Origin of the sequence: Shewanella sp. MF05960 (genome assembly GCF_050849305.1) — a bacterium.
In the GTDB taxonomy this organism is placed as follows: Bacteria; Pseudomonadota; Gammaproteobacteria; order Enterobacterales; family Shewanellaceae; genus Shewanella.
This window is the reverse complement of sequence record NZ_JBOZPS010000010.1, coordinates 140291-158466: the sequence shown is the minus strand read 5'-3', so window position 1 is coordinate 158466 and position 18176 is coordinate 140291. Positions and strand designations below refer to the sequence as shown.

Annotated in this window: 15 protein-coding genes; 2 read left to right on the top strand and 13 right to left on the bottom strand. The window is 42.5% G+C overall.

Annotated features, from left to right (window positions below; translation table 11 throughout):
• Window positions 1–12: 12 nt before the first annotated feature.
• The 6 genes from efp to ACROAE_RS12255 all read right to left on the bottom strand — a co-directional run bounded on the left by efp (window position 13) and on the right by ACROAE_RS12255 (window position 3848).
• A complete protein-coding gene (efp, locus tag ACROAE_RS12280) occupies window positions 13–573 on the bottom strand; it encodes an elongation factor P (RefSeq protein ID WP_432402105.1) in 561 nt (186 codons plus the stop codon).
• Window positions 574–622: 49 nt separating this feature from the next.
• Window positions 623–1810, bottom strand: coding sequence for an elongation factor P maturation arginine rhamnosyltransferase EarP (earP, locus tag ACROAE_RS12275; protein WP_432402103.1), 1188 nt, complete (start codon window positions 1808–1810; stop codon window positions 623–625).
• Between the two features lie 85 nt (window positions 1811–1895).
• Window positions 1896–2423, bottom strand: coding sequence for a flavodoxin FldA (gene fldA / locus ACROAE_RS12270; RefSeq protein WP_432402101.1), 528 nt, complete (start codon window positions 2421–2423; stop codon window positions 1896–1898).
• A gap of 51 nt (window positions 2424–2474) precedes the next feature.
• Window positions 2475–2747, bottom strand: a complete 273-nt coding sequence (gene ybfE, locus ACROAE_RS12265) for a LexA regulated protein (protein ID WP_432402099.1) — start codon at window positions 2745–2747, stop codon at window positions 2475–2477.
• A 6-nt stretch (window positions 2748–2753) separates the two neighbouring features.
• Window positions 2754–2975, bottom strand: a complete 222-nt coding sequence (locus tag ACROAE_RS12260; RefSeq protein ID WP_124014960.1) for a DUF2788 domain-containing protein — start codon at window positions 2973–2975, stop codon at window positions 2754–2756.
• A gap of 99 nt (window positions 2976–3074) precedes the next feature.
• Window positions 3075–3848, bottom strand: a complete 774-nt coding sequence (locus ACROAE_RS12255; protein WP_432402097.1) for an alpha/beta fold hydrolase — start codon at window positions 3846–3848, stop codon at window positions 3075–3077.
• Between the two features lie 295 nt (window positions 3849–4143).
• Here ACROAE_RS12255 and seqA point away from each other — a divergent pair, with 295 nt between their 5' ends.
• Window positions 4144–4779, top strand: coding sequence for a replication initiation negative regulator SeqA (gene seqA, locus ACROAE_RS12250; protein ID WP_432402095.1), 636 nt, complete (start codon window positions 4144–4146; stop codon window positions 4777–4779).
• A gap of 40 nt (window positions 4780–4819) precedes the next feature.
• Window positions 4820–6463 (top strand): phosphoglucomutase (alpha-D-glucose-1,6-bisphosphate-dependent), encoded by a 1644-nt coding sequence (gene pgm / locus ACROAE_RS12245; RefSeq protein ID WP_432402093.1) that lies wholly within the window; start codon window positions 4820–4822, stop codon window positions 6461–6463.
• A gap of 108 nt (window positions 6464–6571) precedes the next feature.
• Here the strand turns inward: pgm and katG are convergent, their stop codons facing one another.
• From katG to dacB, 7 genes are all read right to left on the bottom strand, one after another.
• Window positions 6572–8758, bottom strand: coding sequence for a catalase/peroxidase HPI (gene katG / locus ACROAE_RS12240; protein WP_432402091.1), 2187 nt, complete (start codon window positions 8756–8758; stop codon window positions 6572–6574).
• A gap of 332 nt (window positions 8759–9090) precedes the next feature.
• A complete protein-coding gene (locus ACROAE_RS12235; protein WP_432402089.1) occupies window positions 9091–10263 on the bottom strand; it encodes a DUF1624 domain-containing protein in 1173 nt (390 codons plus the stop codon).
• Window positions 10253–12415 carry a TonB-dependent siderophore receptor gene (locus ACROAE_RS12230; protein ID WP_432402087.1) on the bottom strand — a complete coding sequence of 721 codons (2163 nt, stop codon included), beginning with the start codon at window positions 12413–12415 and terminating at the stop codon, window positions 10253–10255. The genes ACROAE_RS12235 and ACROAE_RS12230 overlap by 11 nt, the downstream gene beginning before the upstream one ends.
• Before the next feature lie 96 nt (window positions 12416–12511).
• Entirely contained in the window at window positions 12512–12805 is a 294-nt protein-coding gene (locus ACROAE_RS12225; protein WP_432402085.1) for a DUF2946 domain-containing protein, read from the bottom strand.
• 176 nt (window positions 12806–12981) lie between these two features.
• The gene (locus tag ACROAE_RS12220) at window positions 12982–14571 is read right to left on the bottom strand and encodes a putative bifunctional diguanylate cyclase/phosphodiesterase (protein ID WP_432402083.1); all 1590 of its coding nucleotides are present in this window, start codon (window positions 14569–14571) and stop codon (window positions 12982–12984) included.
• A 371-nt stretch (window positions 14572–14942) separates the two neighbouring features.
• Entirely contained in the window at window positions 14943–16355 is a 1413-nt protein-coding gene (locus ACROAE_RS12215) for a TonB-dependent receptor (protein WP_432402081.1), read from the bottom strand.
• 129 nt (window positions 16356–16484) lie between these two features.
• Entirely contained in the window at window positions 16485–18131 is a 1647-nt protein-coding gene (dacB, locus tag ACROAE_RS12210; RefSeq protein ID WP_432402079.1) for a D-alanyl-D-alanine carboxypeptidase/D-alanyl-D-alanine endopeptidase, read from the bottom strand.
• Window positions 18132–18176 lie beyond the last annotated feature (45 nt).

Genomic DNA, 18176 nt, shown 5'->3' with positions numbered 1-18176 from the left:
ATTAACTGGCGATTAAACGCGCTTTTTGAACTCGCCTGTGCGAGTGTCAATTTCAATCTTGTCGCCCACTTTAACAAAATCAGCAACAGTAATAGTACCGCCACCAGTGATGGTAGCTGGCTTCATTACTTTACCTGAAGTATCACCACGAGCTGAAGGCTCTGTGTAAATAACTTCACGTACGATGTGAACTGGTAATTCAACAGAAATGGCTTTCTCGTTGTAGAAAGTCACTTGGCACTGATCTTCCATACCATCAACGATGTATGCTGCAGCATCACCTAGATTGTCAGCTTCAACGTCGTATTGGTTGTATTCTTCATCCATGAATACATACATAGGATCAGCGAAGTATGAGTAAGTACAATCAAGACGTTCTAAAATAATATCGTCTAATTTGTCTTCACCTTTAAAGGTTTGTTCAGTGCCAGAGTCTAGCAATACGTTTTTTAATTTTAACTTAACGATTGCAGCGTTACGGCCAGAACGAGTTGTCTCAGTCTTCTGAACAACCCATGGGCTGCCATCTAACATGATCACGTTACCAGGACGGATTTCATGAGCAGTTTTCATTGTACTATTTCCTATATATATGGACTTTTTATATTTACAGAGCAGTATCTTAGCTATTTTTAACGAATTGAACTAGTCGACTCGCAAGATCTGCATCATTTAATGCGTTATTTGGCCAATTAAGCGCATGTTGCTGTAATGGCAAAATAACAGAATTTAATTGTTGCCAGTAGTTCACTACGGCATCTTGATCACCTTGATTGAAGGCCAAATTCACCTCACACCAAGCGGTCGATATTTCTGCCGCAAGATTATCGCAGTAAATCTTCATAAAAGCTTGTAATTTTACTAGATGATAATCATCTTCTTGGGGATAAATGTGCCAAATAAAGGGTTTTGCGGCCCATTGTGCCCGTAAAAACGAATCTTCACCGCGCACAATATTAAAATCACAGCTCCACAGCAAGCGATCAAAGCCTGTTTGGTCGGTCATGGGTAAAATATGCAGTGTGAGATTACCGAACTTAAATTGCTGACCGGGCATCAAATGATTAACATCACAGGGGAAAAATGAGGCTAAGCTGGTTAAACTGCGACCTTTAGGTATTAGCGCGTGTATTGGTTTGGCTGATGTTTGCCATTGGGCCATTAATGCGGTTAATGCAGGGCTTTCATAACTAAACACACTAATAACAGTGTCATCAACATTAATGCCACTCAGACCTAGTTGGTCAAAGAGACCCATTTTAGTATTGGGGTTGGCTTGCCATAGGTCGCGCTCTTTAAAGAGGTGTTGCTCGCAAATTAGCCCGCCTGTTTTTGGGTTAAAACCGGGGAAATAAAACCACTTTTTAACACCGCTTGGTTGTGTTGAAGGTAAACCGTGACAACCGTCTACCCAATTTTCGGCACTTAAATATTCAAGGTTTAACCAGTGTGGCGCTGAGCTTTGCGGTTGTTTATGTAATTGTTCAATGACCGACTTTACCTGTTCAGGTAATTCACAGGCAAAGGCTTCAATAATGACTTCGCCGGCCTGATAGTCTATATCTAATGGGTTATTCCATTGAAATATATTCACACTATTAAACGTTTGTTGGCAAAGTATAGGATTAAGGTTCGGTAGAATATGTGAGAAACTGTGTAAATCATCTACCCATAAGTTTACCGGGATGTGGTATTCAGCCGCCAATTGCTTAGCTAAGCGCCAGGTCACTCCAATATCGCCATAGTTGTCGACAACGGTGCAAAAGATGTCCCAGTGTTTAACGCGTTGAGTGTGATCTGTTGTGGTCATAAATAGAGGTGAAGTACATCATCAATGTAAAATTTGAATAGTAAAAAAGCGGCAAATGCCGCTTTTTTGTTGGGTAAAGCCAGAATTAATCTGCTAATTCTGCTAAGCACATTTCTTCATAAATTTGCTTAACCCAGCCATCAACACGCTCTTCAGTAAGTTCAGGTTGACGGTCTTCATCAATCCCTAAGCCTACAAAGTGCTTGTCGTCTGCCATGCCTTTAGAGGCTTCAAAATTATAGCTTTCAGATGGCCAGTGACCAATGATAATACCACCGCGAGCTTCAACAATGTCACGTATCATGCCCATTGCGTCAAGGAAGTATTCTGCATAGTCTTCTTGGTCACCACAACCAAAAATAGCCACTAATTTATCGGTAAAGTCGATTTGCTCAAGCTCAGGGAAAAAGTCATCCCAATCGCACTGCGCTTCGCCGTAATACCAAGTTGGAATGCCAAACATAAGCAAGTCGTATTCAGCGATTTGCTCTTTGGTGCTCTTAGCGATGTCTTTAACATCGAGCATGCTTTTGCCCAGTTTTTTCTGGATCATTTTGGCTACAGCTTCGGTGTTACCTGTGTCGCTACCGAAAAAAAGACCTACAGTTGCCATTGTCTATCCTTTAAATATCTAGTTCGCGTTGTGCGATGTTCTAAAAACGTCTCAGTTGTCGAGTTGCTGTTGCAGAATAAATTCGATTAACTGGCTACGGCTGATGTTACTGTTCAAAGCTTGTTGGTTCAAGGCATCATACAAATCTTGTGACACTTTTAACTCTATTCGCTTTAAACCGTTAGCGCGATCACGCTGAATTTGGTTACGCTTATTGATCTTTAATTGCTGTTCCCGAGAAAGTGGGTTACTTCTCGGACGCCCTCGGCGTGTTTCACTGGCAAAAAGGTCAATAGTCGTTCTATCTGTTGTTTCTTTTGCCATTGTATTTTAACCGATCCCAGAGCCTTCCCAGGTCATCTGTATAATACCTTTTGCAATAAACCCGGCACAGCCGAGAAATAACACTGCCCAAACAATATATCGACCAAATTTAGGGACATCACCTTGTTTAAGCACATCATGGATTGCCATGCCGATAAAAAAGAATATCGACGCAAAAAACAAGTTCAGCCCAACGGCTTCAATTTGATCCATGTACTGATTTAACATACTTCTACCTTCGCTTTAGTCATGTCTGGCGAAAAGAGGGCGCGAATATATCACATCGTGTCAGAATTGGGTATGTGCAAAACAGTAAATTATTAAAATTTACCCTTGGTTTTGTTCAATAAACTCAGCCACGATACGATTAAAAATCTCAGGTTTTTGTGCATGTAGCCAATGACCTGTGCCATTTAAGGTTTTTGCGGTCACTTGAGGAAATTGACGGACAATTTCATCACGGTGTTCTGCAGTAACATAATTCGATTCGCCGCCGCGTATAAACAGTGTTGGCTTGTCAAAATGCACATCAGAGCTAATCGGCAAATCCCAACCAATAATACGCGGGTAACCATGAATTAGACCATCAAGATTCATCTTCCATTCAAAACCTGTGTCAGTACGTTGCAGGTTTTTCAATAGAAATTGAGAAGTTGCTTCATCAATACCTGAGCTGATCAAATGGGCCAATGCCGATTTACGGCTGGTATGTTCGTCAAAGACTAGACTGGTTAACGCTGCAAACACGGTTTGATGACGCGGTTCGTATGCCACAGGTGCAATATCGGCTACCACCAGACTTTTTACTCGCGTTGGATGTAATAACGCCATGGCCATGGCTATTTTTCCGCCCATAGAATGGCCTACAACATGTGCGGCAGAGATCTGCAATTGGTCTAATAAATCCACCATCGCATTGGCAAGAGACGGGTAATCCATGTTGTCCCAATGCTCGCTTAATCCATGATTAGGCACATCAACGCGAATAACCTGATGGTTTTGTTGTAATACACTAGCGAGGTTTTTTAAGTTATCAAGGTTGCCAAATAATCCATGAATCAGCAGGACGGCTTCACCTTGACCTTGAGAGATATAATGCATAACGCGATAAACTCGTGACAACTATCAATTTGGCTGAATTTTGCGGCAATGGGTTAAGCAAATCAAGTTTTGCTGACCGTCTGAACCATAATTGCTGTAATTTTACCCGTGAAATAATAAATTTTAGCGAATATGCGCCATTAAATGATTTTGCTACTTTATTAGTAGGTTAAGCTTGGCTTACACTGAAGCTATATTTTGATCGCTGCGTAAAAATTTGATCGGCGATCGCGTGTTTAACGAGATTTAACGTAACGTTGAGCCTAAGACAAATAGAAGAATAAGGATGACTCTGATGAAATACATTGAAATTGATGAAGAACTTTATCGCTTTATTGCCAGCAAGACTGAACGCATCGGCGAGAGCGCTTCGGATATTTTACGTCGTTTATTGCATTTATCAGTGGAAACCGTAGTGGTCGATTTACCCGAGGCCATCAGCGAACCGAGCCTTGAAACTGAACCTGTAGCGGTGAGCGAATCCCAGAGCCAACGTAGTCAGTTATTTAATCAGGCTAAAGCGGCGGTTGAAAAAGTTATTGCGGCTCAAGTAGAACCTGAACTTGAAAACGAGCAAGGCGCGATTGTTAGCAGTATTGAATTTAAATCTATCGTTAATGAACATTTATTATCCCAACAAAAAGGGGCAGTGGGTCGTTTCATGTGGTTGCTTGGTAATTTACAAGCTGCAACGGGTAGCGACTTTACTAAAGTGCTCGATATTCAAGGTAAAGGACGTTTGTATTTTGCCCGTTCAAAACAAGCGTTATTAGAGTCGAGCCCGTCTTCAAATCCTAAAGAAATTGGTGCCAGTGGCTTTTGGGTAACCACCAATAATAATACCGCCAAAAAGCAAGCCATCTTTATTGAGGTATTAGAGCATTTAGGTTGCGACAGTGAATACGCCCGCACCATTGCAGAATATATTTAAGTTTGTCATAACCCGTTAATTTACTCGTAGGAGACCACTTGTGGCTATTCATCAACGCGCAGGACAGCAAGCTTTACAAACGGATTTAGTGAATATCCCTAAATTGATGAGTCACTATTATCGTATTATTCCCAATGTGGAAGACGTACAGCAAAAAGTGACTTTTGGTACTTCTGGTCATCGCGGTAGTGCATTTAATGCCAGTTTTAACCAAAATCACATTTGGGCGATTGCCCAAGCGGTAGTTGATTATCGTCAGTCAGCGGGCATAACCGGGCCGATGATTGTCGGTTTTGATACCCATGCTTTGTCTTATGCTGCATTTATGTCGGTGGTTGAAGTATTAACGGCAAATCAAGTCAAAATGCTTATTCAAAAAGACGATGGTTTTACGCCTACCCCTGTGGTGTCGCAAGCGATTGTGCGCGCGAATGCTTCTAAGCCTGCAGCATTAGTTGATGGACTCATTATTACTCCGTCGCATAACCCACCGCAAGATGGCGGTATTAAGTACAATCCGCCTCATGGCGGCCCTGCAGAAGGTGACATCACTAAAATCATCGAAGCCAAAGCAAACCAATATCTAGCAGAGCAATTGTCTGGTGTTAAAAAAGTCAATTACGGTGTGGCAGTAAAATCGGGCTGGATTGATGAGGTAGACTTTATCGCGCCGTATGTTGAGTCGCTTGCACAAGTGATAGACATGGATGCGATTAAAAAAGCCAATATTCGTTTAGGTGTCGATCCCCTTGGTGGCTCAGGTATTTATTATTGGGAACACATTGCTGCGCAATATGGGCTTAATATTACTTTGGTTAATGACAGAGTCGACCCTACCTTTGGTTTTATGCCGCTGGATAAAGACGGTAAAATCCGCATGGATTGCTCGTCTCCTTATGCCATGGCAGGCTTGCTAGCCTACAGCGAAGATTATGATTTGTGCGTCGGTAACGACCCAGATTATGACCGTCACGGTATTGTGTGCCCAGGTTTTGGCTTAATGAATCCGAACCATTATTTAGCCGTGGCGATAGATTATTTAATGACTCATCGTCCACAATGGTCTGAATCATTATCGGTAGGTAAAACATTGGTCTCTAGCGCAATGATAGATCGCGTTTGTGCTGCATTAGGCCGTCAATGTTTAGAAGTGCCAGTCGGCTTTAAATGGTTTGTTGATGGTTTAGCCCAAAGCACGATTGCCTTTGGCGGTGAAGAAAGTGCCGGCGCGGCGTTTTTAAAACGTGACGGCAGCACTTGGTGTACTGATAAAGACGGCTTTATTTTAGCGTTGTTAGCCGCTGAAATATTAGCGGTGACCGGTAAAACACCGGCGCAGCGTTATAAAGAGCTAACCGATCAATTTGGCGAAAGTTTTTATACTCGTATCGATAGCCCAATAAGCCTTAAGAAAAAAGCCAAGTTTGAATTACTTAACGCGCAGAGTTTTACCGATACTGAGCTGGCGGGTGAAACCATTACTGCGATTTTAAGCCATGCGCCGGGTAATAATGCAGCGATAGGCGGGATTAAAGTGACCACCGAAAACGGTTGGTTTGCCGCTCGTCCATCTGGCACTGAAGCGCTATTTAAAATCTATGCCGAAAGCTTTATTAGCCAGCAGCATCTTGAGAGTATTATTTCCCAGGCGCAAACCATGATTGATTCGGCTTTAAAAGGTTAAGGCTGATTTAGCGAGGTCAGGGTAGGTTAAGATTACGGCAGTAATTTTTAAAGCTTAAATAAAAAAGCACTGAATAATCAGTGCTTTTTTTGTGTCTAACAGTGAGGGTTATGCGAGATCAAATCGATCGGCATTCATCACTTTTGTCCACGTGTTAACGAAGTCCTGTACAAACTTCTCTTTTGCATCGTCTTGGGCGTACACTTCAGCGTAAGCGCGTAAAATTGAATTTGAACCAAAGACCAAGTCAACCCGTGTTGCGGTCCACTTCACTTTATTTGTGCTGCGTTCAACAATTTGATACTCGTTTCTGCCGACAGGTTTCCAAGTGTTTGACATGTCGATTAAGTTCACGAAAAAGTCGTTTGAAAGCACGCCAACGTTGTCAGTAAATACTCCGTGTTGAGTGTTGTCGTAGTTAGTGCCCAGCACGCGCATACCGCCTACTAATACTGTCATCTCATGCGCGGTTAAGCCCATAAGCTGAGTGCGGTCTAACATCATTTCTTCTGGTTGCACAACATAGTCTTTCTTTTGCCAGTTACGATATGCATCGTGAAGCGGCTCTAACACCTCAAATGACTCAACATCGGTTTGCTCCTGGGTTGAATCACCACGACCTGCTGTGAATGGCACAGTGATATTAACGCCAGCAGCTTTAGCCGCTTGTTCAACCGCAGCTGTGCCGCCCAGTACAATTAAGTCAGCCATGCTTACTGGTTTGGTTAATCCTGCTTTAATCGTGGTTAATGCACTGAGCACTTTTTGCAGTCTTGCGGGCTCATTGCCTTGCCAATCTTTTTGAGGCGCAAGCTGTATACGGGCACCATTTGCGCCGCCGCGGAAATCTGATCCACGGAAAGTACGTGCGCTGTCCCATGCGGTTGCCACTAACTCGGCAATCGACAAACCACTGGCTAAAATTTTCGCTTTTAACTCACTGATTTCTGGCTCCGTTAAACGGTAATCCACTTGTGGCACCGGGTCTTGCCAAATTAACTCTTCAGCAGGTACATCGGGGCCAAGGTAACGGCTCTTAGGACCTAAATCGCGGTGTGTTAATTTAAACCAAGCACGGGCGAAGACGTCTGAGAAGTAGGCCGGGTCTTTATAAAAACGTTCAGAAATCTTACGATATTCAGGATCCATTTTCATTGCCATGTCCGCATCGGTCATCATGGGTTCGACTTTAATTGACGGGTCTTCAACGTCTGCTGGCTTGTGCTCTTCTTTAAGATCGATAGCTTTCCATTGCCAGGCTCCTGCTGGGCTTTTGGTCAATTCCCAATCGTAATTCAGTAATAGCTCAAAGTAGCCGTTATCCCATTGTGTTGGGTTAGTGGTCCATGCACCTTCAATACCACTGGTTACTGTGTCTCGGCCAATACCGCGGCTGGTTTTGTTTAACCAACCTAAGCCTTGATCTTCTAATTCAGCACCTTCAGGATCGGGGCCTAAGTTTTCTGCACGGCCATTTCCGTGTGACTTACCTACAGTGTGTCCACCTGCGGTAAGGGCAACGGTTTCTTCGTCATTCATTGCCATACGGGCAAAGGTAATGCGAATATCGTGTGCGGTTTTAATTGGGTCAGGGTTACCGTCAACGCCTTCAGGGTTAACGTAAATCAAGCCCATCATCACGGCTGCAAGTGGATTTTCAAGGTCTCGTTCACCAGAGTAACGGCTATGTTCTGAACCGCTTGGCGCTAACCATTGTTTTTCAGAGCCCCAGTAAATGTCTTTTTCTGGGTGCCAAATATCTGCACGTCCACCAGCAAAACCAAAGGTTTTTAAACCCATTGATTCATAGGCAACCGTACCGGCCAAAATGATTAAATCAGCCCATGAAAGTTTGTTGCCATATTTCTTTTTAATAGGCCATAAAAGACGACGCGCTTTATCTAAATTGCCATTATCTGGCCAGCTATTAAGTGGAGCAAAACGTTGGTTACCTGTGCCAGCGCCGCCACGGCCGTCAGCAATACGGTAGGTGCCGGCAGAATGCCAAGCCATACGGATCATCAATCCACCATAATGTCCCCAGTCAGCGGGCCACCAATCCTGGCTATCGGTCATTAATGCAGTGAGATCTTGTTTAACGGCTGCAAGGTCTAAAGATTTGAAGGCTTCGCGATAATCGAAATTGGGATCCATAGGATCAGATTTGCTGTCATGCTGATGAAGGATGTCGAGGTTAAGTGCTTTTGGCCACCATTCCATCACATCATTTGATACTGAGGTATTACCGCCATGATTGACAGGGCACTTACCGAGCGATTGCTGTGCTTTTTCCATGAGATGTTCCTTTATCACTAAAATAGTTTAAACGTTAAGCATCATTGGATTACTTTTTCAGGCTAACTGAGTGTGATGACAAATTAAAGCAACTTTTATCTATCTGTTTAATCGGTTTTACTAATACACATAAATGCACCCAAAAACTGTTTAATAATAGTACAGTTATATACAAATTAGATTAAAGAATTACTTGTAGCAGAAGTATGATCTAGGTCATTAAACATATGGATGCATGGTAAAGGCTTGTCAATGAATGTCGGCAGGTAAAAAGGACAGAGGAAAAGCGTGTGGTGCCAGTTTTTTCTGACACCACAGAGGCTTGATGTTACTTATAAATATTTAATCCATGCTTGCTTGCTGGCTTGTTTATAGGCACTAAATCGCTTTACGGGATAATATAAAAGCACGATTAAGCTTAGGGCTATCAGCCAAACCCAAGCCATATTATCGACGCCTAACAGCTCACCATGATTAGCGCCAAACACGTATTTACTGATCCCATAAAGTAGTAATAATACATACAAATGAAGAATATAGAAAAACATGGGGACAGAGCCAAAAGTCGACAGTACTTGGCCAAACTGATTGTTTAAGCGCTCAAAGCCCACTAAACCGATAAACATCACCCCTAGGGTTATCAGTAAAAAACTTAACGAAGGAGGATATTTAGTTAAATTAAATATCGACATTAATGACTCACCTAAATGGGAGCCCAATTGCCATGGTAAGGTTTCACCATAAATATTGCCGCCTCGTAAGATAATAAATAAAGTTAAGCAAGCAAGCCCCAACAGAAGCAATTTACGTTGTCGGCTGTTGGCGAGTGATGATTTTGCAAATATAGGGCCGGCAGCATAACCCAGTAAAATGACTCCCATCCACGGCAGTGCGGGATAACTTATTTTGACTTTTAACGCGCCATCGGCAATTAAATAGCCGCGATCATGCAATATAGTCCAGACACTATATCCCCACTCATTTGGCATAAATTGAATTGGGGTTAATAGATTATGACCAAATACTATCGTAAATCCTAACAGCGCCATGATTGGCCGCGGTAAATTAATTAACGCGGCTAAGGTTAGCATGCTTAAACCTATGACCCAGATGACCTGCAACCACAAGGTATGGTAGTTGCCCATCCAAGAAATATTGATCACCAGTATTTCAAGCCCAATTAAAAACAGTCCACGTTTGATTAAAAACTCCCGTGCTGAGCGTGGCTGTAATGGGTTTCGATTAGCATAAAGCCAGGCTGATACGCCTGTTAAAAACACAAACACTGGTGCACAGAAGTGCGCAGCAAAGCGGCTCACAAACAATTCCCATGACGTGGTGCTTAAATCCATCGGGTCGCTTACTTGCATGTGCAGGTAAAATCGTTCACGAACGTGATCTAATAACATAATGAGCATAACGGCGCCGCGCATCATATCAATACTGCTGATCCGTTTAGCTTTTATTGCGCCATCCATAGCATTAGCCTGCTGATTAGAACTCATAAGACACACTCACTTTGACACTGCGCGGTTCGCCTGGTACAGCCCATAATGCTGAGTAACTGTTAGCGATGTAATGTTCGTCAAATAGGTTTTCGATGGCAAGGCCTAGATTGATATTGTTATCAAGGCGGCTATTTACAAAGAGCCCGACTAACTGGTAAGCCGATAATTGAAACTCAGGATCGACAGCATCGCCAAGTCTTGAATCGACATAACGCCAGTTAATTCCGGCATTACCATCAATATTAAAAACGGATAAGTCTTGTTTAATTATCACACTGGCAGTGTGTTTGGGGACATTGACTAATCTGCTACCAGCACTAACCATCACACCCCAATCAGGGTTAATCACTTCATTAACTGTGCGGGTATCCAGGTAGGCGTAAGACAGTTTAGCCGTTAAATTATCAGTTAAATCAGCATCAAGGTCGACCTCAACGCCTGTACTTTTAGCTTCACCTAAGGTGGCCGAAAAGCCTACGTTGACAGGATCCGCGGTTAAAATATTACTTTTCTTGGCATCAAAAATCGCCACCGTACCCGTTAATGGCATATCTTGACGCCATTGAGTCATAAACTTTATCCCCGCTTCGACAGAGGTACTTTCTTCTGGAGCAAAAGCACTGCCAGCATAATCGGTACCCGATACGGGTAAATAGCCTTCGGAATACACGGAATAAACACTGAGTTCATCAGAATAAACGTACACTAAACCGATTTTAGGGCTGACTCGCTGATCGGATTGTGATGAGGCAATTTGGGTGACAGCATCGTCAATTTGTTGATCGTAAGCATCAAAACGTAAGCCTAGCTGCAATTTCCATTTGTCGGTTAAATCCATTTGGTCTTGAATGTAAGTGCCCCATGCTTGTTGCTGCTCTTGCTTTTGATACAACGGACTGACATCAGGTTGAATATTGCTGTACACCGGTTGAAAGATATTGATTGCATAATCACCTTTACTACCACGGTAGCGATAAAGCCCGGTGTATAATTGATAATCGTAGGCATCAACGCCCACTAACAAATTATGATTAATGTTTCCCGTCATTACGCTACCGCTGAGCTCAAATCGCACCGCATGATCGACCGAGTTATAATCACGGTAGCGATGTTGGCGGGTGAGGGTTTCACCGTCGTCATATAGTGATTGGCGGCTTTGCGCTAACTCCGCATCTGAAGAAAAGCCGTTCAATGTCGAATAACGGTAACCGTAGCCAGCTGACAAAGACCATTGTTGATTGAGTTGATTGTCATAGGTGAGCTGATGACTTTGTGCTTCAATCTCGGTAGCACCATCATTGGGGTCGCCTAAATAACGCGACCTTGGTACGGTATTGATATTGTTGTCGATAACTACGATACCACGATCAAATAACTGCTCATGTTTGAGGTATTCCATTTCATACAATAACGAACTGTCGTCATTTATTTGCCAACGAAAAGATGGCGAAACCACCTTTTTATTGCTAAATACTTCATCTCTAAAACTGCCATAATCTTGCAAAGCACCGTTAATTCTAAAGGCGATGTCTTCACTTAAGCCCGTGGTGAAATCGCCTTCGAGTCGATATTGATCTTCACTGGCAGCCGATGCTTTAAGAAAACCGCTGGTTTCATATTGTGGTTTTTTTGTAATGATGTTGATGGTGCCACCCGGTTCAGAACGACCATAAAGTGCTGACCCCGGGCCTTTTAGTATTTCGACGTATTCAACATTCGACAAGTCGCGGTGGCCACTGAATGCACGGCCGCCATTAAAGCCATTGATTAAATATCCAGAGGGAATATTTTCATTTCCTGGAAATCCTCGTAATGAAAAACTGTCCCATAATCCACCACCGTCATTTTGTCTGGCGATACTGGATGAAAAATCCAATAACTCTTGAAACCGAGTCACACCAGTGTCTGAAATCAAACTGCTGTCTAATACGGTTATCGCTTGTGGAAGTTCCTGACTTGCTACATTGCCTCGATATGCCTGGCGATAGTGAATACTGATCCGTTCTATCTCGGCTGTACTTTGTGCCACTGGCTTAGCTTGAGTTAACGCTGGTGTTAACTCAGACTCAGCGGCCATAACATTGACGCTAACAGAAAATAGGGTGCAAGCCCCAATTGAATAAAGGTTTGGTTTTAATAAGGTTTTCATTGTCTCTCCGACAAACAGCAAACGACATTGAGCCATAACAAATGCAAGGCATTCATGCCGCACAATTGGTTAAGCTAATCGATAAAATTAAATAATTTATGAGGCTGTTTGCGGTGGAGCGCGTGTATTAAAAAAACGCGTAAACTGCGAGGTAAATGAAATTAATTGGAATTGTTGACGCACATAAGATTGCACCATAACAGGTACAATGTAAGGCGTTGAGGTGATGACATTTTGAAGTTGATGTAACGACGAGCAATGAACACTGTGATGTTTTGCCGTGTCTTCAATGTGAGTAATGCTATGAATCGATGAGGCGACAGACAGCAAAACCACCATAGCAATGAGCCACAGTGTTAAAAAATGCTTATTGTCTTCGTGATACGCCAATGCCGACCCCTTGTTTTTAGGTTGGCGATTGTAAATGACTAGCATTTACATTAGCAATGATAAAAATAATTATTTACAGATTAACGCACTCAACTAACCGAGCGAACTTTGATTAACCGAGCTAGCTTTGGCTTGTGACTGCGTATAACAGCTTATTCAAAAAGGGTGGGAAAGGGTTAATGAGCCGATGAGCGGATAGGTTGAATCAATTGTTCCCCTATCACGTCTTTTGGCATAGGTTTGCCAAAAAAATAGCCTTGGGCTAAATCGCATCCCAATGATTTGATTAAGTCTGCGGTGTCTTGGTGTTCTATGCCTTCGGCAACCACGGTACATGCTAAATGCTTGGCCAAATAAATCACCGATTTTACAATCGCAAGATCGGCATCTTGATGATGGATATTGCTGATAAATGAGCGGTCAATTTTAATTTGGTGAATGGGCAAATCACGCAACATCTCAAGGGATGAAAAGCCAGTCCCAAAATCATCAATACTGAATTTACCGCCTAACCTGGCAATGTAATTCATCGTCTGCTTAGCTTGCTCTGCATCTATCATCATTGCACTTTCTGTGATTTCGAACATCACCTTTTGCGATGTGTGGTTATTTTTGATTAGCGTGGAGACTTTATTCACGAGTTTAGTGTCGTGTAAATCTTTAGCGGACAAATTAATGTGAATACATAAGGCTAAACCCAGCGATTCAAAATAAACCATGTCCTTGGCCACTTGTAGCATAACCCAGGTGGTAATCTGATTAATTAACGTAGTTTGCTCAGCAATGGGGATAAATAGGCTAGGGCAAAAATAACTGCCATCGGGCCGAGGCCACCTTATCAACGCTTCTACACCATAAAATTGTTGATTATCCATTTTAACAATTGGTTGATACCATAATTCAAACTCTTGTAACTCAATGGCTTGCTTTAATAAAGCACTGATGTTGACCTTTTCAACCGCATTACTATTAAGGCTTTGGTCATAAAGACAAAATGGAGCGGATAAATGTTTACTGGAGTACATGGCAATGTCGGCTTGCTGCAGTAGCTGACCTATTTCTATAGCTTGGCTTGGATAATGGCTTACCCCCACACTGGCCCCGACAAGTAAGTCATACGTTTCAATTGAAAAGCCATTTTCGAGTGCCAAGTGGATAGTGTTTATGGTGGTAACGATTAATGATGGGTCGATTTGAGTGTCAATGACCGCAAATTCATCACCGCCTAACCTGAACAGTTGCGCAGAACGGGGCAGGTGATCTTGGATACTTTTACCCACCTCAATTAATAATAAGTCGCCGTAATAATGGCCCAATGCATCATTGACTTGTTTAAAGCGATTTAAATCAATTAATAATAAGCTAAATGGTTTACCTTTTGCGACTTGTTCGGTTAACGAGTCCATCAGGTATTTGCGATTCGGCAGGCCCGTTAGACTGTCGTGCAGAGCAATATTTCGCTCACTAATGACTAACTTCTCTACTTTTAGCAAGCTGAGTAAGCTAAGGCGAGTCACCAATACCACAAAGCCACCACCAAAGAGCATGATCACGCAAAAAATGATATCAGGCGTCGCAATCTCATGATGCTCACACAAATAATAAAATACGCCGAGATAACCCATTATAAAAAAGACAATGAGTGAGCGCAGTATTCGCCATCCTAGGCTATTGTCTTTGTGGCAAATGTCAGTTACTGCTCGCAAGCTGTAAACTAATAATCCGATCCCTAATACAAGCATTAACAAAGCTAATATCTGTAACAATCGTAATTTCCTGTGTCAATGAACGGTGATGAGCGACATAACCTAAACCGCAAGAAGGACGTTTTATCCGAATTAGGGTATTGATTCTAGCGTGTCGTCAGTAGTGTGTAGTCATAAGGAGGAGATTAAATCAGTTTACCTTGTATGGTTGCTATTCTTCGTAATTTTATTGCTTCAATAAAGCTGAGTGAAATCATTTATATTGGAACGTTGGCTGCTAAGCAGAGATTGAATACAGTGATATCACTATAGTGTAAGAAAGGATTTTTTGCCTACATGGTGTTGCTTGAATATTAACAATAATGATGCGATTACCCCATTACTGAGATAACCGCATCGTTTATCGTTAACCTGTTAACGGATAGAGCTGACTAGCCTCTGTAACCAAATAACTTTTGTTCCATAATCGCTTTACCCACAGCCTCAGGCACGGCATCAACCCATTCACCTTGACCACGGCAGATTTGCTGTAATATTTCACGAGAAAAAATATTAAACAAATCAGGATTACTGGATTCAATACTGGTGATAAAGCCGTTATCCAGTACATGACGGAATAAGTAACGTAAGTTATTAGGCACGCTGAGGGTATTTAAATCATTGATTTCACCTTTTTCATCTTGTTCAGGATAAACGAACAACCGGGTGTTATCAGGGAATAATTTACCAAAAGCCTCAAGAATACCGCCTTCCATACCACGGTAATATTCTTCGTCAAAAATTTGTTTGATATTGACAATACCCACCACAATCCCAATTTGTAATTGTGTATATTGACGGAAATAAGCGCGTAATGAGAAGTAACGGGTGTAATCCGAAATCATCACGTTATAACCTAATAAATTAAGTAATTTAACGCGTTCCATAATGTCTTTTTCAGACATGTTGGCATCTTTACCGTGTAGGTCATTGAGCGATATTTCTGCAATTAATACGGTATTTTTATCAGTGACACCTTCTTGTGTCGAAAAGGCTTTGTAGCCTTGCTCGATCATATCCACATTGAGGTTGGTAACAGGTTTAAATGAACCTCGAATGGTTAACACATTCTTTTTGTACAGCATATCGGCAGGTACCGCGACAGTGCCGTCCGCTTTAAACATAATTGCTCGGGTTTTCCAGCTACGAATAAGGTGGATATTTTTAGCCTGGTTATCGACGTCTTCAAAATACGGACCTTGAAAGTCAATGCAATCAATTTCAATACGATTGGCTTTCATGTTATCGGTTAACGAGTCGATAATCATTTTTGGGTCTTCAAAGTAGTAGTAACTGGCATAAATGAGGTTGACCCCCAAAATGCCTAACGCTTGTTGCTGAGCTTCAGCAGTATCGTCAAACATGCGCACATGGACAATGATGTTAGATGGCTCTGCACCTGGGTACATTTGAATTCGCACACCACACCAGGCATGACATTCATTTTTGCGATTAAAACTTTTAGCCGATACCGTAGTGGCATAACTAAAATAACGTGATGACTTTGAACGCACCCCACCAACACGATCGACAACAAGATCGAATTCTTGTTCCATCATTGCAAGTACACGGGCTTTACTGACATAACGGCCATCTTCTTGGACACCGTAAATCGCGTCAGAGAACTTCATATCGTAGGCAGACATGGTTTTAGCGATCGTTCCTGCTGCAGCACCCGCGACAAAGAAGTTACGTGCTACTTCTTGGCCTGCGCCAATTTCAACAATAGTGCCGTATTTCTTTTCGTCTAAATTGAGACGAAGGGCTTTTTCTTTGGTGCCACGCGAACTGACTTGCTTATCCATATTATCTCCACACGATTTACAACTAACGTTTACTCACTGCCCGCAATGTTATCGCAACAGTCTATATCTGTCAGTGTTAGATTGAAATTATTGAGTTTTATTGTGTCAACGCCTGAGTGTTAACGGCGATTAGTTAACGGGCACATCTAACATTGTTTGTAAAAAAACGGCCGAAAAAGGCGCTTTTTGTTGTTTTTTAATTTGTGGGCTCAAGCCGTTTTCAATGAGCACAAACAAATAGTCATGGCCATTGCTGGCTTTGACTCTGCCGGCCAAATTGGCCACCCCTAACATGCTGCCTGTTTTGGCAAACACATGATTTTTTAGCGGTGATTTATTAAAGTAGCGTTTATAACGCAAGGTGCCACTGACGCCCGACTCTGGCAGGGTATCGAGTAAAAAATGATATTCCGGCATGCGATAAACCGTGGTTAATACACTTAATACTTGCTCTGCACTGAGTAAATTATACCGTGACAACCCAGAGCCGTCGGCTAAATTAGCATCGGCCAAATCAATCCCTAGCGAATACAAAATGGCTTTCATGGCCTGACTACTGCGGGCAAAATCACTTGGCGATTGAAAATAAGCTTCGCCCACTTTTTTTAATAAACTGTCAGCAATTAAATTGTCAGATTTTAATAGCATGGTCGATAACAATTCAGTTAATGGGGCAGAGTGATGACTGCTAATTAATTGCCGCTGACCGCCAGACGGTGTGAGTTGCGCGCGGCTCAACGCTATCGGTGCGTTGTGCTGTATACCTAAGGCGGTAAGTTGCTTGGCCACGATGTGTTGGGCATAAAGCGCCGGTTCAGTAATGGCGATAGCTAGCGGCAGTGATTTCGCACCAACGTGACACCCGCTAAGGTGGTAACGATTATTATCAAAGCGACTCAGTGTAAGCTGGCAAGCCGGTTGGCTATTGGCCTGTGTGTATACCGATCCAGCAGGTGCGACTTTGTATTGTGAGCTGGCAACAACCGGATTAACAAAGTACGCTTCGTTAGTGATGTTAATTGGGCGTTTGCCCATCATACTAATACTGGCTGTTTTGTCGTAGCCTGTGGTCGATAAACGGCCATAAACGCAATTCTTATCAATAATAAACGGTGAAATAGGTGCAGCATAACAAATGCCTAAATCGTCCCACACCCAGCCTGGTGCTTGTAATTGGCTGTCTTGATCGCTGACTAACACCACTTGGCCATCAATTTTTCGAATGCCCAAATTTTTGAGTGAAGTCAGTAATTGCTGTAAATCTTGATACGTTAATGTTGGATCGCCACTAAACTCGATGTAAATATCACCCTGATATACGCCATTGTTAATTTGCTGTTTATTGAGGGGGGAACTGGCATAAGTACTCAATTGCGTTTGATAGTAAAACCCAGGACCTAATTGTTTAGTTGCTGCCAGTGCCGTGAGTAATTTTTGGATACTGGCGGGCTGCATTAATGATTGGTTGTTGTAAGTAAATACTGCTTGTTGGGTCGTCATGTCCCACACGCTAATACCAAGTTGAGAGTAGGCAGGTTTAAGTAACTGCAACATGCTCTCTAGGTATTGTGCTGCCGGTTTTGGGGCTGACTCATCAGAGGCCAATGGGACTTCAGTGACGAAGCTTTGCGGTACCGTTATTTCTGCAATGGCAACTGGCGCCATCACAACATGAGCCGCCATAACAGTTAAACTGGCAAAAAAAGTCCATAAACGCGTAACACGATGTTGCTGTGGTTTATTGTGGGGTAACGCCGTTAAAAACGGTAAATGCATATAGGCCTACAACTTAGTTAACGTGCGATTTAGTCAAGGTACAAT

What these genes read in the sequence shown, in the direction of transcription:
- fldA (WP_432402101.1), bottom strand. Translation starts at nt 2,423, where the DNA reads ATGGCAACTGTAGGTCTTTTTTTCGGTAGCGACACAGGTAACACCGAA.
- seqA (WP_432402095.1), top strand. Translation starts at nt 4,144, where the DNA reads ATGAAATACATTGAAATTGATGAAGAACTTTATCGCTTTATTGCCAGC.
- earP (WP_432402103.1), bottom strand. Translation starts at nt 1,810, where the DNA reads ATGACCACAACAGATCACACTCAACGCGTTAAACACTGGGACATCTTT.
- ACROAE_RS12215 (WP_432402081.1), bottom strand. Translation starts at nt 16,355, where the DNA reads ATGGATAAGCAAGTCAGTTCGCGTGGCACCAAAGAAAAAGCCCTTCGT.
- efp (WP_432402105.1), bottom strand. Translation starts at nt 573, where the DNA reads ATGAAAACTGCTCATGAAATCCGTCCTGGTAACGTGATCATGTTAGAT.
- ybfE (WP_432402099.1), bottom strand. Translation starts at nt 2,747, where the DNA reads ATGGCAAAAGAAACAACAGATAGAACGACTATTGACCTTTTTGCCAGT.
- dacB (WP_432402079.1), bottom strand. Translation starts at nt 18,131, where the DNA reads ATGCATTTACCGTTTTTAACGGCGTTACCCCACAATAAACCACAGCAA.
- katG (WP_432402091.1), bottom strand. Translation starts at nt 8,758, where the DNA reads ATGGAAAAAGCACAGCAATCGCTCGGTAAGTGCCCTGTCAATCATGGC.
- ACROAE_RS12235 (WP_432402089.1), bottom strand. Translation starts at nt 10,263, where the DNA reads ATGAGTTCTAATCAGCAGGCTAATGCTATGGATGGCGCAATAAAAGCT.
- ACROAE_RS12260 (WP_124014960.1), bottom strand. Translation starts at nt 2,975, where the DNA reads ATGTTAAATCAGTACATGGATCAAATTGAAGCCGTTGGGCTGAACTTG.
- ACROAE_RS12230 (WP_432402087.1), bottom strand. Translation starts at nt 12,415, where the DNA reads ATGAAAACCTTATTAAAACCAAACCTTTATTCAATTGGGGCTTGCACC.
- ACROAE_RS12255 (WP_432402097.1), bottom strand. Translation starts at nt 3,848, where the DNA reads ATGCATTATATCTCTCAAGGTCAAGGTGAAGCCGTCCTGCTGATTCAT.